We start from the raw sequence: 21,530 nt of genomic DNA, 5'->3' as shown, positions 1-21,530 counted from the left end.
CGGCTTCACCGGCCCGTGCTGCCTCGATGGTGGCGTTCAAGGCGAGCAGGTTGGTCTGACTTGCGATGTCGGTGATCAAGCCGACGACCTCGCCGATCTTCTGCGCGGCTTCGGCGAGGCTGCGGACCGCGTCACTTGTTTGGGAGGCCTCGTTCACCGCCTTGCCGGCGATGTCGGCGGAGCGGGCGATCTGGGTGCCGATCTCGCGGATCGAACTGGCCATCTCCTCGGTGGCGGTGGCGACGGTCTGGACATTGGCGCTGGTCTGCTCGGCGGCCGACGCCACGACGGTGGCCTGGGTGCTGGTCTGCTGCGCCATCGCCGACATGCTGTGCGCGGTGGCGTCCAGTTCGGAAGCGGCCGCTGCCACGGTGCGCAAAGCGGTGGACGACGAGTTCTCAAAGCCGGTGAGCAATTGCTCGATGGCTTGGGCGCGGCGTGTCTTGGCCTGCTGTTCGGCGGCTTCGACGGCAGCGAGGCGGTCGGCCTCGACCATGTTGTCCTTGAACACCTGGACCGCGCGTGCCATGGCGCCCAACTCGTCGCCACGACCGGTCCCGTCGATGGAAACTGTCATGTCGCGGTCGGCAAGGCGCCCCATCATCGACGTGATCTCCTGAATCGGGCGGATCACCGTGCTGACTATCATCCAGGCCACGCCTGCGCAGATGACAACGACCAGCACAAGGATGCCGGTGACCCACAGCTTGCTGGTTTGGTAGACCTGTTCACCGCGGTCGGCCGCACGTTTGCCTTCCGCTGTGTTGAAGTCCATCAGAGACTGAAGAATATCTTTGGAGGTCCGGAACTCATCCCGCGACGAACCACGATATATGGCGCCGGCACCATCATTGTCGTTCTTTCGCGACAACGGCAGAAGCTGCTCCCGGCTGATTTTCATGTAGGTTTGATAGCTCGTGACGAATTTCTGGTAGGTCTCGGTTTCCCAGCCCGGTGTCAAAAGCTTTTGGTAGTCCATCCGCCGCTGTTCGATCCTGTCGGCGATTTCCAGAAGCGCCTTATCCTCACTCCTAATATCGTCATCGGTGGATGCGATCAGATGAGCGCCTTCCAATGTGCGATAGTAGTCAAAGGTTGTGTAAAGTCTGGAAATTGCTGAGACCGATGGCAGCCAATTGTCGCGTACATCAGCGGCTTCTTCGTTGATTGTCGAGAGCTTGGTCAAAGAAAAGACGCCGAGACCAGCCGTGCATAGCAGAAGGATTAGGATCGCAAGAATCGTCCGTGACTTAACTGAAATGTTCGAAATCAATGCCATGGCTGGTGCTCCTGATCTGAGGTTTCTCTCGACCTTCATTTCGTCCGAATAAGAGGGTCTGGTTCGCCTGGATTCTCAACCCTTACGGAAGTGAGGCGTGTGCGCTCGCCTTCTCCGCAAATTGAGCAAAAGGCGCGCCACAAGGCATTGCAATGCCTGTGGATCAAATATTGTTTGAATCCAATATTCTATCTGCTTCCCTTGATCACGGGATGCGTCTTGGATTATCGCGATTTGGCAATATGCGGATTGCATTTTGCAAAACGCCTGCGGTTTCCGTGCCTTGGACACGGTCCGGCCCCAACTTGGAAGACAGAGATCTACGGGATTATACGTAGCTCCAACGTAGCCCTTGCCGCTGGAGGGCGGGAAAGGAATAGTCCCTTCAAATCCTATCTTTTGATATACCCTCCGAACGAGAGAGGGTTGCGACCTGCCGTGCCTATGCGGCTGCAACAAAAGCAAAAGGGGACGGCGAAGGCCGCGCCCCCGCAACAGGGAGGTTTCTCCTTTGAGAGGTCTGCTCAGACTAAGCGGGCTGATCGATGCCGTGAACGAAGGCATCGGAAAGCTCGCCTACTGGCTTGTGCTGGTCGCCGTGGTGGTCAGCTCGGTCAACGCGGTCATCCGCTATGCCTTCAACATCAGCTCCAATGCCTGGCTGGAGCTGCAATGGTACCTGTTCGCGGCGGTGTTCCTGCTGTGCGCCGGCTACACCTTCCTGCGCAACGAACACATTCGCATCGACATCGTGCTGGGGCGTTTCTCCCGCCGCGTCCAGGCCTGGGTCGACATCTTCGGCATCCTGGTCTTCATGTTCCCGATGACGATCCTGATCCTGAAGCTGTCGCTTCCGATGTTCTGGGACAGCTTCCACACCAACGAAATGTCGAGCGATGCCGGCGGCCTGATCCGCTGGCCCGCGAAGCTTTTGATCCCGGTCGGCTTCTTCCTGCTCACCGCACAGGGTGTGTCGGAACTGATCAAGCGCATCGCCTTCCTCACCGGCCATCGTGACGAGCCCGGCGAGAAGATGCACAGCCATTCCTAAGGACCGGGAGCGCCCCCCAGATGGTAGAGTTCATATCCGCCAATTTGGCGCCGGTCATGTTCGGCGCCCTGGTGATTTTCCTGTTGATGGGATTTCCGGTCGCCTTCGCCCTGGCGGCCAACGGTCTGGTGTTCGGCCTGATCGGCATTGAGCTGGGTCTGCTGACCCCGGCGCTGATGCAGGCGCTGCCGGAACGCGTGTTCGGCATCATGCGCAACGACACGCTGCTGGCGATTCCCTTCTTCACCTTCATGGGCCTGATTCTGGAGCGATCCGGGATGGCCGAGGATCTGCTCGACACCATCGGGCAACTGTTCGGTCCGATCCGCGGCGGACTGGCCTATGCGGTGATCTTCGTCGGCGCGCTGCTGGCGGCGACCACCGGCGTGGTCGCGGCCTCGGTCATCTCCATGGGTCTGATCTCGCTGCCGATCATGCTGCGCTACGGCTATGACCGCCGGATCGCGTCGGGCGTCATTGCGGCGTCGGGCACGCTGGCCCAGATCATTCCGCCGTCGCTGGTGCTGATCGTGCTGGCCGACCAGCTTGGCCGGTCGGTCGGCGACATGTATGCCGGCGCCCTGATCCCCGGCCTGGTGCTGACCGCGCTCTATGCCGGCTACATCCTGCTGACCAGCATCATCAAGCCGGAGATGGTTCCGGCCCTGCCGCCGGAAGCCCGTACGCTGCGCGGCGGCAAGCTGCTGCTGCGGGTTATCACCTCGCTGGTTCCGCCGCTGGTTCTGATCTTCCTGGTGCTGGGCACCATCTTCATCGGCATCGCCACCCCGACGGAGGGCGGCGCCATGGGGGCCGCCGGCGCCATCCTGCTGGCGCTGGCCAAGCGGCAACTCGGCTGGGACCTGATGCGTCAGGCGATGGACGCGACTGCCAAGCTGTCGTCCTTCGTGGTGTTCATCCTGATCGGCTCGACCGTGTTCGGCCTGGTGTTCCGTGCCGTCAACGGCGACCTCTGGGTGGAGCATCTGCTGATCGGCCTGCCGGGCGGCGAGCTGGGCTTCCTGATCGTCTGCAACATCCTGGTCTTCGTCCTGGCCTTCTTCCTCGATTTCTTCGAGCTGGCCTTCATCATCGTCCCCCTGCTGGGACCGGTGGCGGACAAGCTTGGCATCGACCTGATCTGGTTCGGTGTCCTGCTGGGCGTCAACATGCAGACCAGCTTCATGCATCCGCCCTTCGGCTTCGCGCTGTTCTTCCTGCGGTCGGTGGCGCCGAAGATGGACTACATCGACAAGGTCACCGGCAGGAAGATCGGGAAGATCACCACCGGCCAGATCTACTGGGGTGCGGTGCCCTTCGTGATCATCCAGATCATCATGGTCGGTCTCGTCATCGGCTTCCCGCAGTTGGTCGATGCCGGCCGCGACAAGGGACCGGTGATCAACCTGAACGACGTGAAGATCGAGATTCCGGCCTTCGACAATCAGGATGTGGCTCCGCCCTTCGGCGCTCCTGGCCAATCGGAGCAGAGCCCGGCGGACGACATCATGAAGCAGCTTCAGGGCAAGTAGTGGGAAGCGTCGCAAAAGCCAGACAGTGAAATCTGGGCAGCAAAAGGGGGGCCGGTTCGTCCGGCCCCCTTTCTTATTGTGCGTTTCCGATTGGGAAAGGGTCAGCGCGTCGGGGTCGTCGCCCCGGCCCAGTTGGTCGGGGCGGTGCCGGCGGGCAGAACCACCCCGGCGTTGCCGAGCGACACCATGCGGTCGCTTCCCGCGGTGGGAGGCAGCGCTGCGAACTGTTCCGCCGTCATGCCGGTGAGGATCACCGCCTGACGGTTGCGGGCATAGCGCAGATTGTCGCTGGCGACCGTCACCTTGTGCTCGTTCGGGAAACGGGGGGCGCCGACGGTGATGATCGCCTGCTCTACCCGGTTTGTCGGCCCGATCACGAGGTCTGTGACGTTGCCGAGGATGCGGCGGCCATCCGGCGTCTGCACGGTCAGCCCGACCAGTTCCACCGGAGGCTGGGTCGCGACCTCTGCCGACGGGACGCCGCCCATGTCGGAACTGGCGCAGGCACCCAACGCCAGAACCGGCAGGAGAGCCAGGGCCGGCAGGGCGGGGAAGAGCGTGCGCAGGGAAAGGCGGCGGTGGTCCATCGTTCTTGGCCTTTTTGCTGACGGCGCGGAAGTGTCCGCTCCCACAACAACACGAGCGTGGCCGGAGGTCCCCCGCGCCGACGGGGTGACCCCATCGCCCACGGGAGACCTCCTTCCGGACAGGGGGAGCCGGACAGGTCAGGTGAAGATGAAATCGTGGCCGGCGGTCAGCCCGACCTGATCGACGGTCAGAGACGAGCCGTCAGCGAAGGTGAAGGTCGATTGGAAGCCGCTCGAGGTCAGCGACATCTGGCCCGCGGTGTAGCCATGGAATTCGATCTGGTCGATCCCCCGCTCGAAGTAACTGATGGTGTCGTGGCCGAAGCCGCCGGTCGCCTGCTCCATCAGGAAGCGGTCGACCTGGCCGTCGGTGTAGCTGACCATCGTGTCGTCGCCGGTGCCCGGTCGGAACAGGTCGGCCCCGCCGTCGCGATAGCTATCATACAGCGTGTCGTTGCCGGCGCCGCCGATCATGGTGTCGTCGCCGCGCATCCCCTTCAGGATGTCGTCGCCGGTGCCGCCGTCCAGCCAGTCGTTGCCGTCGCCGCCGAACAGCTGGTCGTTGCCGGCATCGCCCCACATCGAATCGTTGCCGGCCTCGTTGCCGCCATAGGGATCGCCGAGCCAGTCGTTGCCGTCTCCGCCATGCAGCTGGTCGTTGCCCAGGCCGCCGATCAGCGAGTCATTTCCCCGTTCGCCATACAGCTGGTCGTTTCCGCCGGCGCCGTTGATACGGTCGTCGCCATCCAGACCGTCGAGACGGTCATCAAAGGCGGTGCCGGTCATGGTGTCGTTGTTCGAAGTCCCCCAGAACTGGCGCATGGCGTCTCTCCATCAGTGCCGTTAACGTGCTGTTAACGATTAACCAGATGTTAACCATGGGCCCCGGGCGGTCGAAAAGCGATAAAGGGGCAATACAAAGGGGGTTGGATGAGATGACACAGATAATTGAAACTTGATCGAATTAAAGAAATGAACTGTTTCTTCATTCGTTGTTTTTGTGGCCGAAAGCAGGATCTTTCTGTGACTGAATAAAGACTTTCTCTCCCATATGGACAGGTTTTGAGCTGCGGAACGGCACAGGTTCGGCTGACGAAGGCGATGCAGAGGGAGGAGAGGCGATAGGCCACCGACCGAACGGGCTGTCGGAACGGATCGTCCGAAAGAGGATCCTTGGCGCAAACGCGCCAGTCGCCGTCCGAAGTTTCGGATGCAGCCCTCATGGCAAAAAATAACCGGGCGTCCAAAGGAGCGCCCGGTGCAGTCATATACAGGGAGGGTTAGAGACAAGAAGGTGTGTATACCCTTCGGCAGGGGTGTCGCCTTGATGTGGATCAACAATCGCACCCGCCGTGGCGAATCGGCTTCCTTCCAGGCCCTCCCTTCAAAGCGGGTCTCTCAGCCGTGGCTGTGCGAATGACCGCCATAGAGGATGGAAGGATCGGTTTCTACCGCCTGGATCGTCTCCAGCTTTCCGTCTCGCCAAGCACGATAGAAGCAGCTGCGCCGGCCGGTGTGGCAGGCGACGCCGTCCTGCTCGACGATCAGCAGCAGGGTGTCGCCGTCGCAATCCACCCGGAAATCCTTCAGCCGCTGCACCTGTCCGGAGGTCTCTCCCTTGCGCCACAGCCCGCCGCGCGACCGCGACCAGTAGCAGACGCGGCCGGTTGACAGGGTCTCGACCACCGCATCGCGGTTCATCCAGGCCATCATCAGGATCTCGCCGCTGCCCTCGGCCTGGGCGATGGCTGGCACCAACCCATCGTCGGTGAAGCGGATGGCGGCCAGCACCTCTTCAAAGGGGCCGGACCCGGTCGACGGTGTATCCGTCATGGCAAATCACTCCTCAACTGTCCGCCGCGCTCAAAGGGCGGCGGCCATCCGCCGGAAGCCGGCCTCAAGATCGCGGATCAGGTCGTCGGGGCTCTCAAGCCCGGCGTGCAGGCGCAGAACCTGGCCCGGATCGGTCCAACGGGTGGCGGAACGCACCGCCGCCGGCCGCGTCGGCAGGATCAGGCTCTCGAAGCCGCCCCAGCTGTAGCCCATGCCGAACAGCTCCATCCCGTCCAGCATCGCCGCCAGCGCCTTGCGCGGCACCTGATTGACGATCACCGAGAACAGTCCACTGGAGCCGGTGAAGTCGCGCTTCCACAGCTCGTGACCGGGAAATTCGGGACGGGCGGGATGCAGCACCCGCGTCACCTCCGGCCGGGCCGCCAGCCAGTCGGCGAGCGCCAGCGCGCTCTCCTGATGCTGGCGCATGCGCACCGACAGGGTGCGCAGGCCGCGCAGGCCGAGATAGAGGTCGTCCGGCCCGCCGCAGACGCCGAAGCGGGTGGCGGTCTTCTTCACCGCGGTCCAGCTTTCCTCGTCGCGGCAGGTGACGACACCCAGCATCGCATCGGCATGGCCGACCATGTACTTCGTCGCGGCATGGATCGACAGATCGACGCCATGGTCGAAAGGGCGGAAGAACAGCGGGGTCGCCCAGGTGTTGTCGATCATCACCGTGGCGCCGACCGTCTTGGCGGCGGCGGCAATGGCCGGAACGTCCTGCACCTCGAAGGTCAGGGAGCCCGGCGATTCGAGGAAGACCACGCTGGTGTTGGGCCGCAGCAGGGCGGAAATGCCGGCGCCGATGCAGGGATCGTAGAATTCCACATCCACGCCATAGGGGATCAGTGTCTCCTTGGCGAAGCGGCGGGTCGGGCCATAGGCGCTGTCGGTGATCAGCACATGGTCGCCGGCCTTGGTGAAGGCGGACAGCGCGATGGCGATGGCGGCGAGGCCGGAGCCGGTATTCACCGACCTGTAGCCGCCTTCCAGCTCGGCCGCGGCCTCCTCGAAGGCGAAGGTGGTGGGCGTGCCCATGCGACCGTAATGCACGCCTTCCAGCGTGTTGCGGTCGCTTTCCTCCAGCGCGTCCAAGGTCGGGAACAGCACGGTCGAGCAATGATAGACCGGCGGGTTGACGATGCCGTGGTTGTTCCGCGGGTCGCGGCCGGCATGCACGAGAATCGTGTCCTTGGTGACGTCCTTCATCGACTGTCCGTTTGGCTGGAGCGGCAATCCGTCCCGTCCGAGTCCGCCGTTGCCGGGAGAACCCCGGGGCGGGCGGGGAGGGCGCGGCCGAACATTGTGTCACCCCGGACGCCCAGCCGCCATCGCGGATTGCGCGCAACGGCCGTCATCGGACGGGATGTTCTGGTAACACCACCAATGCACAGAGGATTCGACAAGCCGGATCAAGTTGATACACTCTTGTCCCACGCGCATGGCTGCGTCGCGATCCTCACAGGACGGCTCCAATGGGGATCGGTCCGCCGGATTGTCAGGCGGATCGGTCCGGCAGGGTCGTTCCGGTTGGATTATGGAGCCGGCGTGACCAAGCGCGTCATCAGACCGCTCAAAGCGAAGAACGCAAGAACAGGGTGGAGTTCATAATATGAAGTCAGGGTTCCTGGCCGCCGCCGCAGCGGCCGTGGTCGTTTCCGCCAGCGCCGTTGCCGGTGCTGCCACGCTGGACACCGTCAAGCAGCGCGGTTTCGTGCAGTGCGGCGTGAACGCCGGCCTTCCGGGCTTCGGCAACCCCGACAGCGCCGGCAACTGGACCGGCCTGGACGTCGATTACTGCCGTGCCGTCGCCGTCGCCATCTTCGGCGATGCCAACAAGGTCAAGTTTACCCCGCTGTCCGCCCAGCAGCGCTTCCCCGCCATCCAGTCGGGCGAAGTCGACCTGCTGTCGCGCAACACCACCGCCACGCTGACCCGTGACACCTCGGTCGGCCTGAACTTCGCCCCCGTCACCTATTACGACGGCCAGGGCTTCATGGTTCCGAAGAAGCTGGGCGTGAAGAGCGCCAAGGAGCTGAACGGCGCCACCGTCTGCGTCCAGTCCGGCACCACGACCGAACTGAACCTCGCGGACTATTTCCGCGCCAACAACATGACCTACAACCCGGTCGTCATCGAGTCGAACGACGAGGTGAACGCCGCCTACTTCGCCGGCCGCTGCGACGTGCTGACGACCGACGTCTCCGGCCTGGCCGGTACCCGCGCCGGCGTCGCCCCGGTTCCCGACGACCACGTCATCCTGCCGGAAGTCATCTCCAAGGAGCCGCTGGCCCCGGCCGTGCGCCATGGCGACGACCAGTGGTTCGACATCGTGAAGTGGACCGTCTTCGCCACCATCCAGGCGGAGGAGTTCGGCATCACCTCCAAGAATGTCGACGAGTTCACCAACTCGAAGAACCCGGACATCCAGCGCTTCCTCGGCACCTCGCCGGGCATGGGCAAGGCCCTGGGCCTGGATGAGAAGTGGGCCTACAACGTCGTGAAGAAAGTCGGCAACTATGCCGAGATCTTCGACCGCAACGTCGGCCCGGGCACCCCGCTGAAGCTGGAGCGCGGCCTGAACGCGCTGTGGACCAAGGGCGGCCTGATGTACGCGCAGCCGTTCCGGTAAGGCACGTCACCGTCTGAAGGCCGCCCGCAGCCCGTTGCCGGGGGCGGCCTTCCGGTTCTTTTGGGAGCGGTCGCGAAAGGCGCCAGCGAAGCGCCTGCGCAGGGGGCCGCATTTGGGAGACATGTCGCATCCCCTACGGTGTGGGAAATGCCCGGAAGAACGTCCGGGACCGCGTGGGCACCGTGTGGGGCGCGATGGTTGGGGGAGAGTAGTCCGTGGCGACCGAGACCCGGACCACCCAAGGCGCTCCGCCGCCGGGTGGCGTATCGTTTTCCCTCAGCGACCCGACGTTCCGTGCCATCGTCTACCAGATCCTGGTGGTCGGCGCGGTCGTCCTGGTCGGCTGGTTCCTGATTTCAAACACGCTCGACAACCTCGCGCGGCGCTCGATCGCGACCGGGTACCATTTCCTGGAGCGTGAAGCGGCCTTCGGCATCGGCGAGTCGCTGATCGACTATTCGCCGAAGGACACCTATGGCCGGGCCTTTCTGGTCGGCGTGCTGAACACGCTGAAGGTGTCGATCATCGGCGTCATCCTGGCGACGATCATCGGCACGATCATCGGCGTCGCCCGCCTGTCCAGCAACTGGCTGATCGCCAAGCTGGCCTCGACCTATGTCGAGATCATCCGCAACATCCCGCCGCTGCTGCAGCTGTTCTTCTGGTACGCGCTGGTGTCCGACGGCCTGCCGCCGGTGCGCCAAGCGCTGAACCCAATTCCGGGCGTCTTCCTGTCGCAGCGCGGTCTGCGCGTGCCGGTGCCCGCGCCCGATCCGGTCTGGACCAACATGGGCATCGCCCTGCTGGTCGGCATCGTCGCCGCCTGGGGCGTGTCGCGCTGGGCCAGGGCACGGCAGGCGCGCACCGGGCAGCCGTTCCCGGCGGGCTGGGCCGGCCTCGGCCTGATCATCGGCCTGCCCATCCTGACCTGGCTCGCCGGCGGCGCGCCGCTCGCGATGGACGTCCCGAAGCTGGCAGGCTTCAACTTCACCGGCGGCGCCTCCATCTCTCCGGAATTCTTCGCCATCCTGACCGGCCTGACGCTCTACACTGCGGCCTTCATCGCCGAGGTGGTGCGCAGCGGCATCAAGGCGGTCAACTGGGGCCAGACCGAGGCGGCGCGTGCCCTCGGCCTGCCGGGCAGCCCGACGCTGCGTCTGGTGATTCTGCCCCAGGCGCTGCGCGTGATCGTGCCGCCGCTGACCAGCCAGTATCTGAACCTGACGAAGAACAGCTCGCTGGCGCTGGCCATCGGCTATCCCGATCTGGTGTCCATCGCCAATACGACGCTGAACCAGACCGGTCAGGCCATCGAAGGCGTGACGATGATCATGGGCACCTATCTGGTCATCAGCCTCAGCATCTCGATCTTCATGAACTGGTACAACAAGCGCATCGCGCTGGTGGAGCGGTAACGGCCATGACCGACAACGTGCAAAGCGTCGGCCTGCCGGACGAACGTCCGCCGGCCAACACCGTCGGCCCGATTGCGTGGCTGCGCAACAACCTGTTCAACAGCTGGTACAACGCCATCCTGACCATTCTGGTCCTGGGGCTGCTGGCGTCGGCGATCCCGCCCTTCATGAATTGGCTGCTGTTCCGCGCCCACGGCTTCGACGCGACATCGACCGTCTGCCGTCAGGATGCCGGCGGCGCCTGCTGGGGCTTCATCAGCGAGAAGCTGCGCTTCATCATGTTCGGCATGTTCCCGTGGGAACAGCAGTGGCGGCCGCTGGTGACCATCGCCGTCTTCATCGCCCTGCTGGTGGCCAGCTGTGACCGCCGCTTCTGGAAGCCGTGGCTCGGGCTGGTCTGGGCCGCCGGGCTGGCGCTGGTGGCGGTCCTGATGTGGGGCGGCGTCTTTGGCCTGACCTATGTCGAGAACACGCTGTGGGGCGGCCTGCCGCTGACCATCATCCTGTCGGTGATCGGTCTGGCCGTGGCCTTCCCGGTGTCGATCCTGCTGGCGCTGGGCCGGCGGTCGAACATGCCGGCGGTCAAGGTGCTGTGCGTCACCTACATCGAGCTGATCCGCGGCGTGCCGCTGATCAGCCTGCTGTTCATGGCGTCGGTGATGCTGCCGCTGTTCCTGCCGAACGGCGTGTCCATCGACAAGCTGCTGCGTGCGCAGATCGCCTTCATCATGTTCGCCGCCGCCTATATGGCGGAAGCGATCCGCGGCGGCCTGCAGGCGATCCCGAAGGGGCAGTATGAGGCGGCGGACGGGCTGGGCCTCGGCTATTGGCAGAAGATGCGCAAGATCATCCTGCCGCAGGCGCTGGCCGTCGCCATCCCGCCGCTGGTGAACACCTTCATCAGCTTCTTCAAGGACACCTCGCTGGTCATCATCATCGGCCTGTACGATCTGCTCGGCACGGCGAAGGCCGCGCTGTCCGATCCGTCCTGGCGCGGTTTCTACCGCGAGGCCTATCTGTTCATCGGCGTGATCTACTGGATCTTCTGCTTCAGCATGTCGAAGTACAGCCAGAAGCTCGAACGCGATCTCAATCGCGGCCACCGCCGCTGATCCTCGCCGTCAAGGGAGACACGAGAACCCATGTCCCAGGCCATGTCCCAGGCAGCCAAGCCGAAGCACGCCCTCAGCGGCGAGGAAATCATCCGCTGCACGGGCGTCAACAAGTGGTACGGCGAGTTCCACGTCCTGAAGAACATCAACCTCAGCGTCCAGAAGGGCGAACGCATCGTCGTCTGCGGCCCGTCCGGGTCGGGCAAATCGACGATGATCCGCTGCCTGAACCGGCTTGAGGAGCATCAGAAGGGCACGATCGTCATCGACGGGATCGAGCTGACCAACAACCTCAAGAACATCGAGCTGGTCCGCCGCGAAGTCGGCATGGTGTTCCAGCACTTCAACCTGTTCCCACACCTGACCGTGCTGGAGAACTGCACGCTGGCGCCGATCTGGGTCCGCAAGATGCCGAAGGCCGAAGCGGAAGAGCGGGCGATGAGCTACCTGAAGCGGGTGCGCATCGCCGAGCAGGCCAAGAAGTATCCCGGCCAGCTGTCGGGCGGCCAGCAGCAGCGCGTCGCCATCGCGCGGTCGCTGTGCATGAGCCCGAAGGTGATGCTGTTCGACGAGCCGACCTCCGCGCTTGACCCCGAAATGGTCAAGGAGGTGCTGGACGTCATGATCGGCCTGGCCGAGGACGGCATGACCATGCTGTGCGTGACGCACGAGATGGGCTTCGCCAAGTCGGTCGCCGACCGCGTGATCTTCATGGATCGCGGCGAGATCGTGGAGCAGGACACGCCGGACGCGTTCTTCTCCAATCCGAAATCGGACCGCACGCGCCTCTTCCTCAGCCAAATTCTAAACCACTGAGACGGTCGGCAGGCCGGCGGTTCCGTTCGGCCTGCCATCCGGAAACAAAACACCTCGACTTAGGGTGCGCGGCGCAATGTCCTGTGGCGTCGCGCACCGGTTTGCGGTTCAATCGGTCGCCTGACGTGCTGTTCGACCGATCCGCTACCGGAGACCGAGGTTATGGACCTGCTCAGCCCCCGTCCCAGCGTTGGCCAGATCAAGCCGTACCGTCCCGCTCGCCCTCCACGCGACGGCCGCCGGTGGATCGACCTCTCGCTGACCCACAATCCGCTAGGCCCAAGCCCGCTGGCATTGGACGCCTATTGCGAGGCGGCGACCCGCATCCACTGTTATCCCGACTGGGACCAGGAACCGCTGCGCCACGCCATTGCGCGCCGCCATTCCATCGATTTCGATCACGTCGTCTGCACCGCCGGATCGGAGGAACTGATCCATCTGGTAGCACAGGCCTTCGCCGGGCCCGGTGACGAGGTGCTGTGCCACGAACGTGGCTATCGCGGCTTCCTCAAGGCGATTCGCGCCGCCGGCGCCACCGCGGTCATCGCGGCGGAGCGCGACATGGTGGTGGATGTCGAGGCGCTGATCGACCGCGCCAGCGAGCGCACCAGGATCTGCTTCCTCGCCAACCCGAACAACCCGACCGGCACCTACATCCCGGCCGACGCGGTGCAGCGGCTGCGCGCCGGGCTGCCGTCGCACACGCTGCTGGTTCTGGATTCGGCTTATGCCGATTACTGCCGCCTGCCGGACTACAGCGACGGGACCGAGATCGTCGAGAATTGCGACAACGTCATGCTGATCCGCACCTTCTCCAAGATGCATGGCTTGGCGGGCTTGCGGGTCGGCTGGGGTTATGGTCCGGCGACGGTGATCGAGGCGGTGAACGCCATCCGCGGCACCTTCAACGTCTCGCTGCCCGCCCAACTGACCGCCGCCGCCGCGCTGAGCGACGCCGGGCATGAAGAGGCGACCTTCGCCCACAATGCGCAATGGCTGCCCTGGTTGTCGCGCGAACTGGAACGGGTGGGCTTGCGCGTCTATCCCAGCGTCTGCAATTTTGTGCTGGCCCGCGTGCCGACCGATCCGTCGCTGGGCACCCAGGCGGTCATCGACCATCTTGCCCACCGCGGCATCCTGGTGAAGGCAGTGACCGAATATGGTCTGTCGGACTGCCTGCGCGTCACCGTCGGCCGCGAGGAGGAGAACAAGGCGCTGGTGGTGGCGCTGGCGGAGATTCTCGGCTGAGCACAGCGGCGGACGATGCGGGTGGCTTACAAAAAAATTCAGGGATTTTGATTCAGATCAACGAACGACCTATGCGTTTCGACATAAGGTCCTTCTTGTCTCTAACCCTCCCTGTTTCACAGGAGGCTCCGGTTCCGGTGCCTCCTGTTTTTTTGTCCGGAATCAGGAAGGCGGGCGCGAGCGGTTCCAGCGCATGACCAGCCCGATCAGCGACAGCGGCACCACCACGACCGCACCGATCAGGATGTAGGGCAGGGCCCAACTCCCGGCTTCGATGACCAGTGCTGCGATGTCCTGCACCGTCTGCCAGCTGTTCGTCAAGATGCTGGCCGGATCGATGCGCAGGAACGACAGCACGAAGCCGACGATGAAGCACAACACCAGCGTCCGAATGATCCAACCCATCAAGGCCCCACCTCACGCTCGTCATGGCGGAGCTTCCGCCTGTCTGAAGGAACGCGCCGGTCCGTCACGGGGTTCCGGCGTTCCGCGGTAGATGGGGCGCGGTGGTCGGGGTGGTCAAGGGGAGAGGTGTGCCGGCTTCCCCGGCCTCACCCCGCCAGCGGAATATGATCCCCCGAGCTGCGCGGCAGCACACCGTCCAGCCGCGGGTCGCGAACCTCGCGGGCGACATGGCGGGTGGGGACGAAACCCATGCTCTGGTAGAGCGGCAGGGCCTTTGGATGGTCGAAGGTGCAGGTGTTGACGACCAGCTTCGTCGCGCCGCCGTCCCACGCCTTGCGGATGATGGTGTCGAGCAGCCAGGGGCCCAGCTTGTGGCCGATGAAGTCGGGGATCAGCCCGAAATAGGCAAGGTCGGTTTCCTGTGTCCGCCGGTCCAGCTCGCCGTAACCGGCCGGCGTGCCATCGACATACAGCACCCACACCTCCACCCGCGGGTCGAGGATCGAGCGCTCCAGCTCCTTGCGCGGCATGCGGCGGCGTTCGTGCCACAGCCAGGGCTCGCCCACCGTGTCGTAGAGATAGCGGTAGAAGGACCAGCTCGGCGGATTGGAGCGCACCAGCGTGAGGTTGCCGGACGGCTGGCGCACCGGCGCATGGGCCGGCGGCGCCGTCATCTCCAGATAGGTGACGATCACCGGCAGATGGCCCGGCCGGCTGGCGGCAGGCACGGCGGGGCGGGTCAGGGAGAAGGGTTGGTCAGCCATTTCTGCATCATCGTAACGGGCGATCTGGCATAGCCCAACCTCTCATAGAAGGCCAGCACCCGTTGGTTGGTCTCGCGGACGAGCAGTTGGACCTTGGGCATGCCGGCCGCAGCCAGCCAACCCTCCGCCTCCGAAACCATCCGGCGACCGAGTCCCCGGCCCTGCAACGCCGGATCGACGGCGACGTAATAGATCCAGCCGCGGTGCCCGTCCTGTCCGACCATGGCGGTGGCGACGATCCGCCCGCTCTCGATGGCGGCCAGCACCGTCGAACTGCTCTTCGACAGTGCCAGCGCGAAATCGGTTGCCGGGTCGTTCCACGGCACCACGAGGCCGCAGGCCGTCCATAGCGCGACGACGGCGTCGCGATCCTCCGCTGCGCAGGATCTGACAGTGATAGCCCCGCTCACGGCTGCCGCGGCCCCGTCTCCAGAGGCAGATCCTCCCGCAGACCCCATTCGGCCCAGGAGCCGTCATAGATCGCCACGTCCGGCTTGCCGGCGGTGGCGAGCCCCAACGCGATGACGCAGGCGGTGATGCCGCTGCCGCAGGAGGCGACCACCGGACGGTCGAGGTCCAGCCCCGCTGCGCGCGCCTTCTGTACGATGATCTCCGGCGGCAGCAGGGTCTTGCTGTCGGCGTCGATCAGGTCGGTGTGGGGCAGGTTGAAGCTGCCGGGAATGCGGCCGCTGCGCCGTCTGGGCCAGGGTTCGGCCACTGCACCTTCGAATCGCGGCTGGGCACGGGCGTCGGCGACCTGATCGGCCTGTGCATCGATGTTGGCGAGCACCTGATCGGCGCTGCGGATCAGGTCCGGCCGCTTGTGCGCCGTGAAGACTGCCGGCTGGACCGCAGCGGCTTCGCCCGATTCGGCCGGGCGGCCTTCCGCCAGCCATTTCGGCAGGCCGCCGTCCAGAACCGCCACCCGGTCGAAACCGAACAGGCGGAACAGCCACCAGACACGCGCCGCGGCGGTCGCCATGCCGGCGCTGTCATAGACGACGACGGTGTCGCCGTCGCCGATGCCCAGCGCGCCGATCTTCGCGGCGAAGCTCTCCTCGTCCGGGACCATGTGGGGCAGGGGGGCGGTGTTCGGCGCCGCCACCTCATCGACGTCGCACAAACGCGCGCCCGGGATATGGGACGCCGCGAACTCCGCCCGGATATCGCGCTTCAGGGCCGGCATGTGCCAGGACCCGTCGAGAACCTTCAGGCCCTGCCGGCCGAGATTGCGGGCCAGCCAGTCGGTGGAGATGACGGGGCCGGTCAGCGCTTCAACAATGCTGTCGCTCATGCTGCGCGTCCTTGAAGAGGGGGCTGTCGGGCAACGGATCGGCGAAATGGGCTCAATCCTTCAGCGCGATGACGACGCGCCGGTTCTGCTTGCCCTTGTTTTCGATCTTCGTCACCTCGATTCCGCCGATCTCGCCGGTGCGGGCGACATGGGTGCCGCCGCAGGGCTGCAAATCGACGCCCTCCACATCCAGCAGGCGCACCCGGCCGCTGCCGGTCGGCGGCTTCACCGACATGGTGCGGACCAGGTCCGGCTGCGCCGCCATCTCATCGTCGGTGATCCAGCGGGTGCCGACGGGAGTGTCGGCGGCGATCAGCCGGTTCACAGCCTCGGTGATGGCGTCCTTGTCCAGCGCTTCGGCGGGGACGTTGAAGTCCAGCCGGCTCTTGTCCGCGCCGATCTGCCCGCCGGTGACCGAGCCCGGCACCACCGCGCACAGCAGGTGCAGGGCAGTGTGCATGCGCATGTGGCGGTGGCGGCGCTCCCAATCGATCTCCGCCTCCACCGCGGTGCCGGGGCCGGGCAGCTCCTGCCCGTCTTCCGGCACATGGATGACGTCGTCGGGACCGCCGTCGCCCTTCACCGTGTCCTTGATGCGGACTTCGAAACCGTCGAAACGCAGGACGCCGGTATCGCCCGGCTGGCCGCCGCCGGTCGGATAGAAGACGGTGCGGTCGAGCCGGATGCCACGCTCGTCCACCGTCGTAACGGTGGCGACGCAGTTGCGGGCGTAGGCGTCCTCACGGAAAAGCGCGTCCATATCCCCCTCGAAGAGAGTCAGGCCAGCCAGTCTGGCACAGGAAGATTCTTCTCACGGAGGAAGTCAGGATTGAAGAGCTTCGATTGGTAACGCTGACCCCCGTCGCACAGGATGGTCACCACCGTGTGGCCGGGGCCGAGGTCGCGCGCCACCCGCATGGCCGCGGCGATGTTGATGCCCGATGAGCCGCCCAGCACCAGACCCTGGGTCTTGATCAGGTCGAAGACGATCGGCAGCGCCTCCTCGTCGGGGATCTGCACGGCATCGTCGATCGGCGCGTCTTCCAGGTTGGCGGTGATGCGGCCCTGGCCGATGCCCTCGGTGATGGAACTGCCTTCCGACTTCAGCTCACCGTTGGTGTAGTAGCTGAACAGGGCGGCGCCCATCGGGTCGGCCAGCGTGATGCGGATGTTCGGGTTCCGCTCCTTCAGGGCCAGCGCGATGCCGGCCAGCGTGCCGCCGCTTCCCACCGCACAGGTGAAGGCGTCGAGCTTGCCGCCGGTCTGGTCCCAGATTTCCGGTCCGGTGGTGGTGCGGTGACCCTCGCGGTTGGCGGTGTTGTCGAACTGGTTGGCCCAGACGACGCCGTTCGGCTCGGTCTTCGCCAACTCCTCGGCCAGACGGCCGGAATAGCGGACGTAATTGTCGGGGTTGGAATAGGGGACTGCCGGGACCAGCCGCAGGTCGGCGCCGATCAGGCGCAACATGTCCTTCTTTTCCTGACTCTGCGTTTCCGGCATCACGATGACGGTGCGATAGCCGAGCGCATTGCCGACCAGCGCCAGCCCGATGCCGGTGTTGCCCGCCGTGCCCTCGACGATGGTGCCGCCGGGTCGCAGCAGCCCGCGCTCTTCCGCGTCGCGGACGATGGCGAGAGCGGCACGGTCCTTCACCGACCCGCCGGGGTTCAGGAACTCCGCCTTGCCCAGGATTTCGCAGCCCGTCGCCTTCGATGGCCCTTCCAGGCGAATCAGCGGCGTGTTGCCGATGGCGCCGATGAAGCCGTTGCGGATGTCCAAGGCGGGTACTCCCAAAGTCAGGTGTGGATTGCTGCCGATACTATCAGGGCACAGGGCTTCGCTTTCAAGGCGAGGAGTGTGAAATGCTGCATTGAACGAGATATGTGCGTGAATTAAGCGGTGGAGCCTGGGAGCCTAGAACGCCCCGCGCCCTACCCCTGACCCAGCCAGCGCTTGCGCAGGGATTCGCGGTGGCGGGCGAGCCAGCCGATGGCGATGATGGCGACGGAATTGCGCAGACGGTTCTCGTCCATCAGGCGGATCGCCTCGTCGGCCGGCAGGGCCATGATGCGGATGTCCTCATGTTCCTCCTCCAGGCCGCCGGTCGCGGCGAGGTTGCGGCTGTCGACCCGGCCGCAGAAGACGGTGACGACCTCGGTGAAGGCGCCCGGGCTGACGTAATAATCGCAGATCTGCTCGATCTCCCGGATGGCGCAGCCGGCCTCCTCCATCGATTCGCGGCGCGCAACCTCCTCCGGGCTCTCGCCTTCGCCGACCATGCCGGCGACGATCTCGGTCATCCAGGCCGGGCCGCCGGCCGCGGCGGAGCCGACGCGGAACTGCTCGATCATCACCACGCTGTCGAGATCGGGATCGTAGAGCAGGACGCCCACCGCGGCCCCGCGGTCGCACACCTCGCGCGGGGGCAGCACGTCGGTCCAGGTGCCGTCGAACTTCTTGTGGCGCAGGCGGTAGACGTCAATGGTCAGAAAGCCCTTGTAGGGGGTCTTCTTGTCGAGGATCTCGATGTCGGGATGGTTCATGATCGGCGTGGGTCCATGGATGGCTGTTTGCCACAAGGTGCTACGCCGGCACGCCATCCACAAGCACCCGGGAAGGCACCCGGCCCTTGGTGGGGCAGCTCAGGGGCAGGCATCACAGCGTCGGGTTCAGCCTGAGGAACCGCACGCGGTCGGCCGAGGTCACCGGAACCGGGGTCAGGGTGGAACCGCGCATCACCTCGAGCGGAACGACGATGCCGGCCGGCCCCAGCCCCCAGAGCTTGCGGTAGAAATCCGCCAGTCCATTGAAGCGCTGCCCGCCGACGCCGACGATCCAATCGCCGGGGCGCAGGCCGGCCGACTCGGCCGGGCTGCGTGGCGACACCTTTTCCACCAGCAGCCGCCCCATCTCTTCGCGCAGGGTGATGCCCAGCCAGGGACGGGCGGGCTCCTGCCGTCGTCCGTAAGCCAGAAGGTCGGCCAGAATCGGCTCAAGCGCCGAAACCGGCACGAACATGTTGCCGGGCAGGCTGCGCCCCTCCACCGCCTCCGCCACCAGCAGCGATCCGATGCCGACGAGCCGGCCGTCGCGATTGACCAGGGCGGCGCCGTTGAAGGCGCGGATCGGCGGGAAGGTGAACAGCGCCTCGTCCAGCAGATATTCCCAATAGCCGGCGAACTCCCGCTTTCCGACCACCTTCACGGCGGTGGCTCCGCGATTGCCGCCGCCGCTGAGCGCCAGCAGGGTATCTCCCTCCTTCACCGCGCCCGGACCGGCCAGCCGCAGCCAGGGGGCCGAAAACCCCATCTCCGCCCGCAGCAGCCCGAAGCCGCTGACGGGGTCGTAGGCCACCATGTTGGCGGGATAGCTGCGTCCGTCGGCGGCAATGACCTGAATCTGCGACGCCTCCATCACCGTGTAGCCGATGGTCAGGATCAGGCCGGAACCGTCGATGACGACCCCGCTGCCCTCGCGGTCGGTGCCCAGGGTGCGGGCGCTCTGGCTGTCCGCCGGCACGGTCGCGGTGATGCCGACGACCGAACGGACGACACGTTCCGGGTCGAGCTGCGCAGACTCCGCCGCTTCGGCCGGGGGAACGCCGGGGACGGCCAATTGCAGGCCGATCAGGAAAAGGACGGTCGCCGCCAGACGCGGCACAACCGGTGTTGAGACGACCCGCATGACGCCGCACTCCCGCGCAAGGCAGGGCCAAGGGCACCCCCGGCGCCGCGCGGCCCTGTCCGTCGCGACTCGGGTGACACAAGCATGACATTGCGTTCGAGTCGCGGCTCATCAAGCCGTCATCGCACGGTCGTCCACCACAAGCGCGACCATGGTGATGGAAACATACCGCCGTCGGTCGCTGTTGTCTTGTCCGGGTCCCGCAATCAACGGGGAAAGGAGACAACATGCCCATCGAAAGCGAACAGGAGCTGGAACAGGCCGTCCAGGAGTTCCAGCGCCTGAGCGACGCACCGGAGGATTCTGAGGAGGGACGCCGCCGCAGCGTTCTGGACGCGGACATCAAGTCGTACTACGCCAGATGCGCAGACACGATGCGGCCTGCCAAGCCGCCCTCCACCGGTTGACGGAGGGCAAAGCGGGTCCGCATGGCCGACCGACCTGAAGCCGGCCATCATTAAGGAGAGCGGTCCGCGATGAAGCGACTCGACACCTGCTACACCTGCCGCTTCTGGGAGGGGCAGGGGCTCCGCCAGCGCGGGCCGAAGGGAACCTGCCGACGCTATCCGCCGGTGGTGACCCCGCGAAGTCCGGAAGGCGACTTCCCGATCACCCTGTCCACCGACTGGTGCGGGGAATGGAAGCGGGTGGCGGTTGCCGCGGTGGGGGGCGACCCATCGGAGTCCGACGACAGCATCTATGACGATCTGGTGGAGTAGGGCGCCTCGATGACCGGTGCCTTGCTCCCGAGCGTTCAGCGCGGGTTTGGCGGGATCACCAAAACCGGGGTGTTCTCGTAGGCCTGCGGATTGCGGTCGGCGGCAGGCCCGGTCCAATCGGCGCTGAAAGCCAGCAGGGCGACCAGCACGGCAACCAGGAACAGCAGCATTGCCGTGACGCAGTCAATTGTCCGGACCGGACGCTCGTCGGATTCCGACGAGCGGTTGCCGGTGCTGCCGACCGGAGGGGCGGTGCGGAAATGTTCGGATTGGAATGGCAGAAGCACGGCGGTCCTCCATCGGCTGGAGACGCCCGGCCCAAGGCTCGGCCCGGATTGTTATCAAGTCTAACCCTGTGCAGACGCGCGCGGCATTTCGCTTCCGGCAGGGCAGGATCGTCTTTTGGGACTAGTTCATGCCGTGGCGGGGCACCGTCAGTCCTAGCCCAACTGCTTTAAACCGAATTCGGTTACTTAAGGGCCACAGTCAAGCTGTAAGAGTGCAGAAAGACAAAAAGGCCGGATGCGTGTGGCATCCGGCCTTTTCGATCTGGCTCCCGGTGCTGGACTCGAACCAGCGACAAGCGGATTAACAGTCCGCTGCTCTACCAACTGAGCTAACCGGGATCGGTGACTGACCTTTCGGCCGCCGCCGTTGTTGGCGTGGCGGGTGTATAGCCGAACCATTCGGACCTGCCAAGCCAATTCCGACAGAAAAGTGAATTTTCTTTTGGCGGCGGGCAAAGGGGTGGCCGACGGCCATTCTGCAAAGGAAAACAAGGCCCAAACGCAAAAAGCCCCGCTGAGAGCGGGGCTGCGTTCGACTGTTCCGGTCGTAATCTATACTGCTGTCAGGTATGGAGGCACGGGCGGGAATCGAACCCACGTACACGGATTTGCAGTCCGCTGCATCACCACTCTGCCACCGCGCCATCCTGACCGGCACCGGCGCGCCGTTTCCGGTGCGCCCTCGGTGTGGAGCGGTGGTATAGCGGCCTGGAACGGAGCGGTCAAGGCGAATGGTGACGATTTTTGAACATCGTCGATCGGACCGGCATGACCGCTCCTTAGTCGACGTCCCGGCCTGCCGTTTTCCCGGCCTTCGGCAAAGCCCGCCCGCCTATCGCTCGTGACGTTGTGTTCGCCAAGCCTTTGCGGCT

The 21,530-nt window shown here is 65.0% G+C and carries 23 protein-coding genes and 2 tRNA genes; 9 read left to right on the top strand and 16 right to left on the bottom strand.

Translation table 11 applies throughout. The annotated features are described in order from the left end of the window. A partial coding sequence (locus TSH64_RS16260; protein ID WP_109452715.1) for a methyl-accepting chemotaxis protein occupies window positions 1-1,279 on the bottom strand: 1,279 nt, incomplete at its 3' end. A 511-nt stretch (window positions 1,280-1,790) separates the two neighbouring features. Here TSH64_RS16260 and TSH64_RS16255 point away from each other — a divergent pair. Together TSH64_RS16255 and TSH64_RS16250 are read left to right on the top strand one after the other, a co-directional pair. Then, on the top strand, window positions 1,791-2,330 hold the full coding sequence (locus tag TSH64_RS16255; RefSeq protein WP_109446418.1) for a TRAP transporter small permease subunit: 540 nt from the start codon (window positions 1,791-1,793) through the stop codon (window positions 2,328-2,330). Between the two features lie 20 nt (window positions 2,331-2,350). Beyond that, window positions 2,351-3,862 (top strand): TRAP transporter large permease subunit, encoded by a 1,512-nt coding sequence (locus TSH64_RS16250; RefSeq protein WP_109446416.1) that lies wholly within the window; start codon window positions 2,351-2,353, stop codon window positions 3,860-3,862. Between the two features lie 101 nt (window positions 3,863-3,963). Here TSH64_RS16250 and TSH64_RS16245 read toward each other — a convergent pair whose 3' ends face one another. From TSH64_RS16245 to metC, 4 genes are all read right to left on the bottom strand, one after another. Next, window positions 3,964-4,449, bottom strand: a complete 486-nt coding sequence (locus tag TSH64_RS16245; protein WP_109446414.1) for a PRC-barrel domain-containing protein — start codon at window positions 4,447-4,449, stop codon at window positions 3,964-3,966. Window positions 4,450-4,587: 138 nt separating this feature from the next. Further along, entirely contained in the window at window positions 4,588-5,271 is a 684-nt protein-coding gene (locus TSH64_RS16240; protein ID WP_109446412.1) for a hypothetical protein, read from the bottom strand. Between the two features lie 576 nt (window positions 5,272-5,847). Next, complete coding sequence (gene hisI / locus TSH64_RS16235) at window positions 5,848-6,282, bottom strand: phosphoribosyl-AMP cyclohydrolase (RefSeq protein ID WP_109446411.1); 435 nt, start codon at window positions 6,280-6,282, stop codon at window positions 5,848-5,850. A 30-nt stretch (window positions 6,283-6,312) separates the two neighbouring features. Beyond that, window positions 6,313-7,491, bottom strand: a complete 1,179-nt coding sequence (gene metC, locus TSH64_RS16230) for a cystathionine beta-lyase (RefSeq protein WP_109446409.1) — start codon at window positions 7,489-7,491, stop codon at window positions 6,313-6,315. Between the two features lie 403 nt (window positions 7,492-7,894). Between metC and TSH64_RS16225 the strand changes: the two genes are divergently transcribed. The 5 genes from TSH64_RS16225 to TSH64_RS16205 all read left to right on the top strand — a co-directional run bounded on the left by TSH64_RS16225 (window position 7,895) and on the right by TSH64_RS16205 (window position 13,505). Further along, window positions 7,895-8,914 (top strand): amino acid ABC transporter substrate-binding protein, encoded by a 1,020-nt coding sequence (locus TSH64_RS16225; RefSeq protein ID WP_109047534.1) that lies wholly within the window; start codon window positions 7,895-7,897, stop codon window positions 8,912-8,914. A gap of 215 nt (window positions 8,915-9,129) precedes the next feature. Beyond that, on the top strand, window positions 9,130-10,329 hold the full coding sequence (locus tag TSH64_RS16220; protein WP_109446407.1) for an amino acid ABC transporter permease: 1,200 nt from the start codon (window positions 9,130-9,132) through the stop codon (window positions 10,327-10,329). A gap of 5 nt (window positions 10,330-10,334) precedes the next feature. Then, window positions 10,335-11,441, top strand: a complete 1,107-nt coding sequence (locus tag TSH64_RS16215) for an amino acid ABC transporter permease (RefSeq protein ID WP_109446405.1) — start codon at window positions 10,335-10,337, stop codon at window positions 11,439-11,441. 30 nt (window positions 11,442-11,471) lie between these two features. Then, window positions 11,472-12,257: an amino acid ABC transporter ATP-binding protein gene (locus tag TSH64_RS16210; RefSeq protein WP_098739765.1), complete on the top strand. Its 786-nt coding sequence runs from the start codon at window positions 11,472-11,474 to the stop codon at window positions 12,255-12,257. Window positions 12,258-12,419: 162 nt separating this feature from the next. After that, a complete protein-coding gene (locus TSH64_RS16205; RefSeq protein ID WP_109446403.1) occupies window positions 12,420-13,505 on the top strand; it encodes a histidinol-phosphate transaminase in 1,086 nt (361 codons plus the stop codon). 162 nt (window positions 13,506-13,667) lie between these two features. Here the strand turns inward: TSH64_RS16205 and TSH64_RS16200 are convergent, their stop codons facing one another. The 8 genes from TSH64_RS16200 to TSH64_RS16165 all read right to left on the bottom strand — a co-directional run bounded on the left by TSH64_RS16200 (window position 13,668) and on the right by TSH64_RS16165 (window position 19,652). Then, on the bottom strand, window positions 13,668-13,910 hold the full coding sequence (locus tag TSH64_RS16200) for a hypothetical protein (protein ID WP_246307237.1): 243 nt from the start codon (window positions 13,908-13,910) through the stop codon (window positions 13,668-13,670). 146 nt (window positions 13,911-14,056) lie between these two features. Next, complete coding sequence (locus tag TSH64_RS16195; RefSeq protein WP_109446401.1) at window positions 14,057-14,674, bottom strand: GNAT family N-acetyltransferase; 618 nt, start codon at window positions 14,672-14,674, stop codon at window positions 14,057-14,059. Further along, complete coding sequence (locus TSH64_RS16190; protein WP_109446399.1) at window positions 14,650-15,084, bottom strand: GNAT family acetyltransferase; 435 nt, start codon at window positions 15,082-15,084, stop codon at window positions 14,650-14,652. Before TSH64_RS16190 ends, TSH64_RS16195 begins: the two co-directional genes overlap by 25 nt. After that, on the bottom strand, window positions 15,081-15,968 hold the full coding sequence (locus tag TSH64_RS16185) for a rhodanese-like domain-containing protein (protein WP_109446397.1): 888 nt from the start codon (window positions 15,966-15,968) through the stop codon (window positions 15,081-15,083). The genes TSH64_RS16190 and TSH64_RS16185 overlap by 4 nt, the downstream gene beginning before the upstream one ends. A gap of 52 nt (window positions 15,969-16,020) precedes the next feature. After that, entirely contained in the window at window positions 16,021-16,728 is a 708-nt protein-coding gene (locus TSH64_RS16180) for an alanyl-tRNA editing protein (RefSeq protein ID WP_109446395.1), read from the bottom strand. Window positions 16,729-16,745: 17 nt separating this feature from the next. After that, complete coding sequence (locus TSH64_RS16175) at window positions 16,746-17,747, bottom strand: cysteine synthase A (RefSeq protein WP_109446393.1); 1,002 nt, start codon at window positions 17,745-17,747, stop codon at window positions 16,746-16,748. Between the two features lie 152 nt (window positions 17,748-17,899). After that, a complete protein-coding gene (locus tag TSH64_RS16170) occupies window positions 17,900-18,511 on the bottom strand; it encodes an NUDIX domain-containing protein (RefSeq protein ID WP_109446391.1) in 612 nt (203 codons plus the stop codon). A gap of 112 nt (window positions 18,512-18,623) precedes the next feature. Further along, complete coding sequence (locus TSH64_RS16165; protein ID WP_109446389.1) at window positions 18,624-19,652, bottom strand: S1C family serine protease; 1,029 nt, start codon at window positions 19,650-19,652, stop codon at window positions 18,624-18,626. 227 nt (window positions 19,653-19,879) lie between these two features. Here TSH64_RS16165 and TSH64_RS16160 point away from each other — a divergent pair, with 227 nt between their 5' ends. Together TSH64_RS16160 and TSH64_RS16155 are read left to right on the top strand one after the other, a co-directional pair. Next, complete coding sequence (locus tag TSH64_RS16160; RefSeq protein WP_109446387.1) at window positions 19,880-20,059, top strand: hypothetical protein; 180 nt, start codon at window positions 19,880-19,882, stop codon at window positions 20,057-20,059. Between the two features lie 69 nt (window positions 20,060-20,128). After that, on the top strand, window positions 20,129-20,371 hold the full coding sequence (locus TSH64_RS16155) for a hypothetical protein (protein ID WP_109446385.1): 243 nt from the start codon (window positions 20,129-20,131) through the stop codon (window positions 20,369-20,371). 35 nt (window positions 20,372-20,406) lie between these two features. Here the strand turns inward: TSH64_RS16155 and TSH64_RS16150 are convergent, their stop codons facing one another. From TSH64_RS16150 to TSH64_RS16140, 3 genes are all read right to left on the bottom strand, one after another. Then, window positions 20,407-20,658 (bottom strand): hypothetical protein, encoded by a 252-nt coding sequence (locus TSH64_RS16150; protein ID WP_109446383.1) that lies wholly within the window; start codon window positions 20,656-20,658, stop codon window positions 20,407-20,409. Window positions 20,659-20,921: 263 nt separating this feature from the next. Further along, a tRNA-Asn gene (locus TSH64_RS16145) sits at window positions 20,922-20,997 on the bottom strand. Between the two features lie 231 nt (window positions 20,998-21,228). Then, window positions 21,229-21,302, bottom strand: a tRNA-Cys gene (locus TSH64_RS16140). Window positions 21,303-21,530 lie beyond the last annotated feature (228 nt).

Origin of the sequence: Azospirillum sp. TSH64 (assembly GCF_003116035.1) — a bacterium.
Classification (GTDB): Bacteria; Pseudomonadota; Alphaproteobacteria; order Azospirillales; family Azospirillaceae; genus Azospirillum.
Note: the sequence above shows the minus strand (reverse complement) of the source record. Positions and strands in the feature narration are given on the sequence as shown.

Coding starts and splice junctions, on each gene's coding strand:
- TSH64_RS16250 (WP_109446416.1), top strand. CDS start 2,351: ATGGTAGAGTTCATATCCGCCAATTTGGCGCCGGTCATGTTCGGCGCC.
- TSH64_RS16245 (WP_109446414.1), bottom strand. CDS start 4,449: ATGGACCACCGCCGCCTTTCCCTGCGCACGCTCTTCCCCGCCCTGCCG.
- TSH64_RS16240 (WP_109446412.1), bottom strand. CDS start 5,271: ATGCGCCAGTTCTGGGGGACTTCGAACAACGACACCATGACCGGCACC.
- hisI (WP_109446411.1), bottom strand. CDS start 6,282: ATGACGGATACACCGTCGACCGGGTCCGGCCCCTTTGAAGAGGTGCTG.
- metC (WP_109446409.1), bottom strand. CDS start 7,491: ATGAAGGACGTCACCAAGGACACGATTCTCGTGCATGCCGGCCGCGAC.
- TSH64_RS16225 (WP_109047534.1), top strand. CDS start 7,895: ATGAAGTCAGGGTTCCTGGCCGCCGCCGCAGCGGCCGTGGTCGTTTCC.
- TSH64_RS16215 (WP_109446405.1), top strand. CDS start 10,335: ATGACCGACAACGTGCAAAGCGTCGGCCTGCCGGACGAACGTCCGCCG.
- TSH64_RS16210 (WP_098739765.1), top strand. CDS start 11,472: ATGTCCCAGGCCATGTCCCAGGCAGCCAAGCCGAAGCACGCCCTCAGC.
- TSH64_RS16205 (WP_109446403.1), top strand. CDS start 12,420: ATGGACCTGCTCAGCCCCCGTCCCAGCGTTGGCCAGATCAAGCCGTAC.
- TSH64_RS16200 (WP_246307237.1), bottom strand. CDS start 13,910: ATGGGTTGGATCATTCGGACGCTGGTGTTGTGCTTCATCGTCGGCTTC.
- TSH64_RS16195 (WP_109446401.1), bottom strand. CDS start 14,674: ATGGCTGACCAACCCTTCTCCCTGACCCGCCCCGCCGTGCCTGCCGCC.
- TSH64_RS16185 (WP_109446397.1), bottom strand. CDS start 15,968: ATGAGCGACAGCATTGTTGAAGCGCTGACCGGCCCCGTCATCTCCACC.
- TSH64_RS16180 (WP_109446395.1), bottom strand. CDS start 16,728: ATGGACGCGCTTTTCCGTGAGGACGCCTACGCCCGCAACTGCGTCGCC.
- TSH64_RS16170 (WP_109446391.1), bottom strand. CDS start 18,511: ATGAACCATCCCGACATCGAGATCCTCGACAAGAAGACCCCCTACAAG.
- TSH64_RS16165 (WP_109446389.1), bottom strand. CDS start 19,652: ATGCGGGTCGTCTCAACACCGGTTGTGCCGCGTCTGGCGGCGACCGTC.
- TSH64_RS16160 (WP_109446387.1), top strand. CDS start 19,880: ATGCCCATCGAAAGCGAACAGGAGCTGGAACAGGCCGTCCAGGAGTTC.
- TSH64_RS16155 (WP_109446385.1), top strand. CDS start 20,129: ATGAAGCGACTCGACACCTGCTACACCTGCCGCTTCTGGGAGGGGCAG.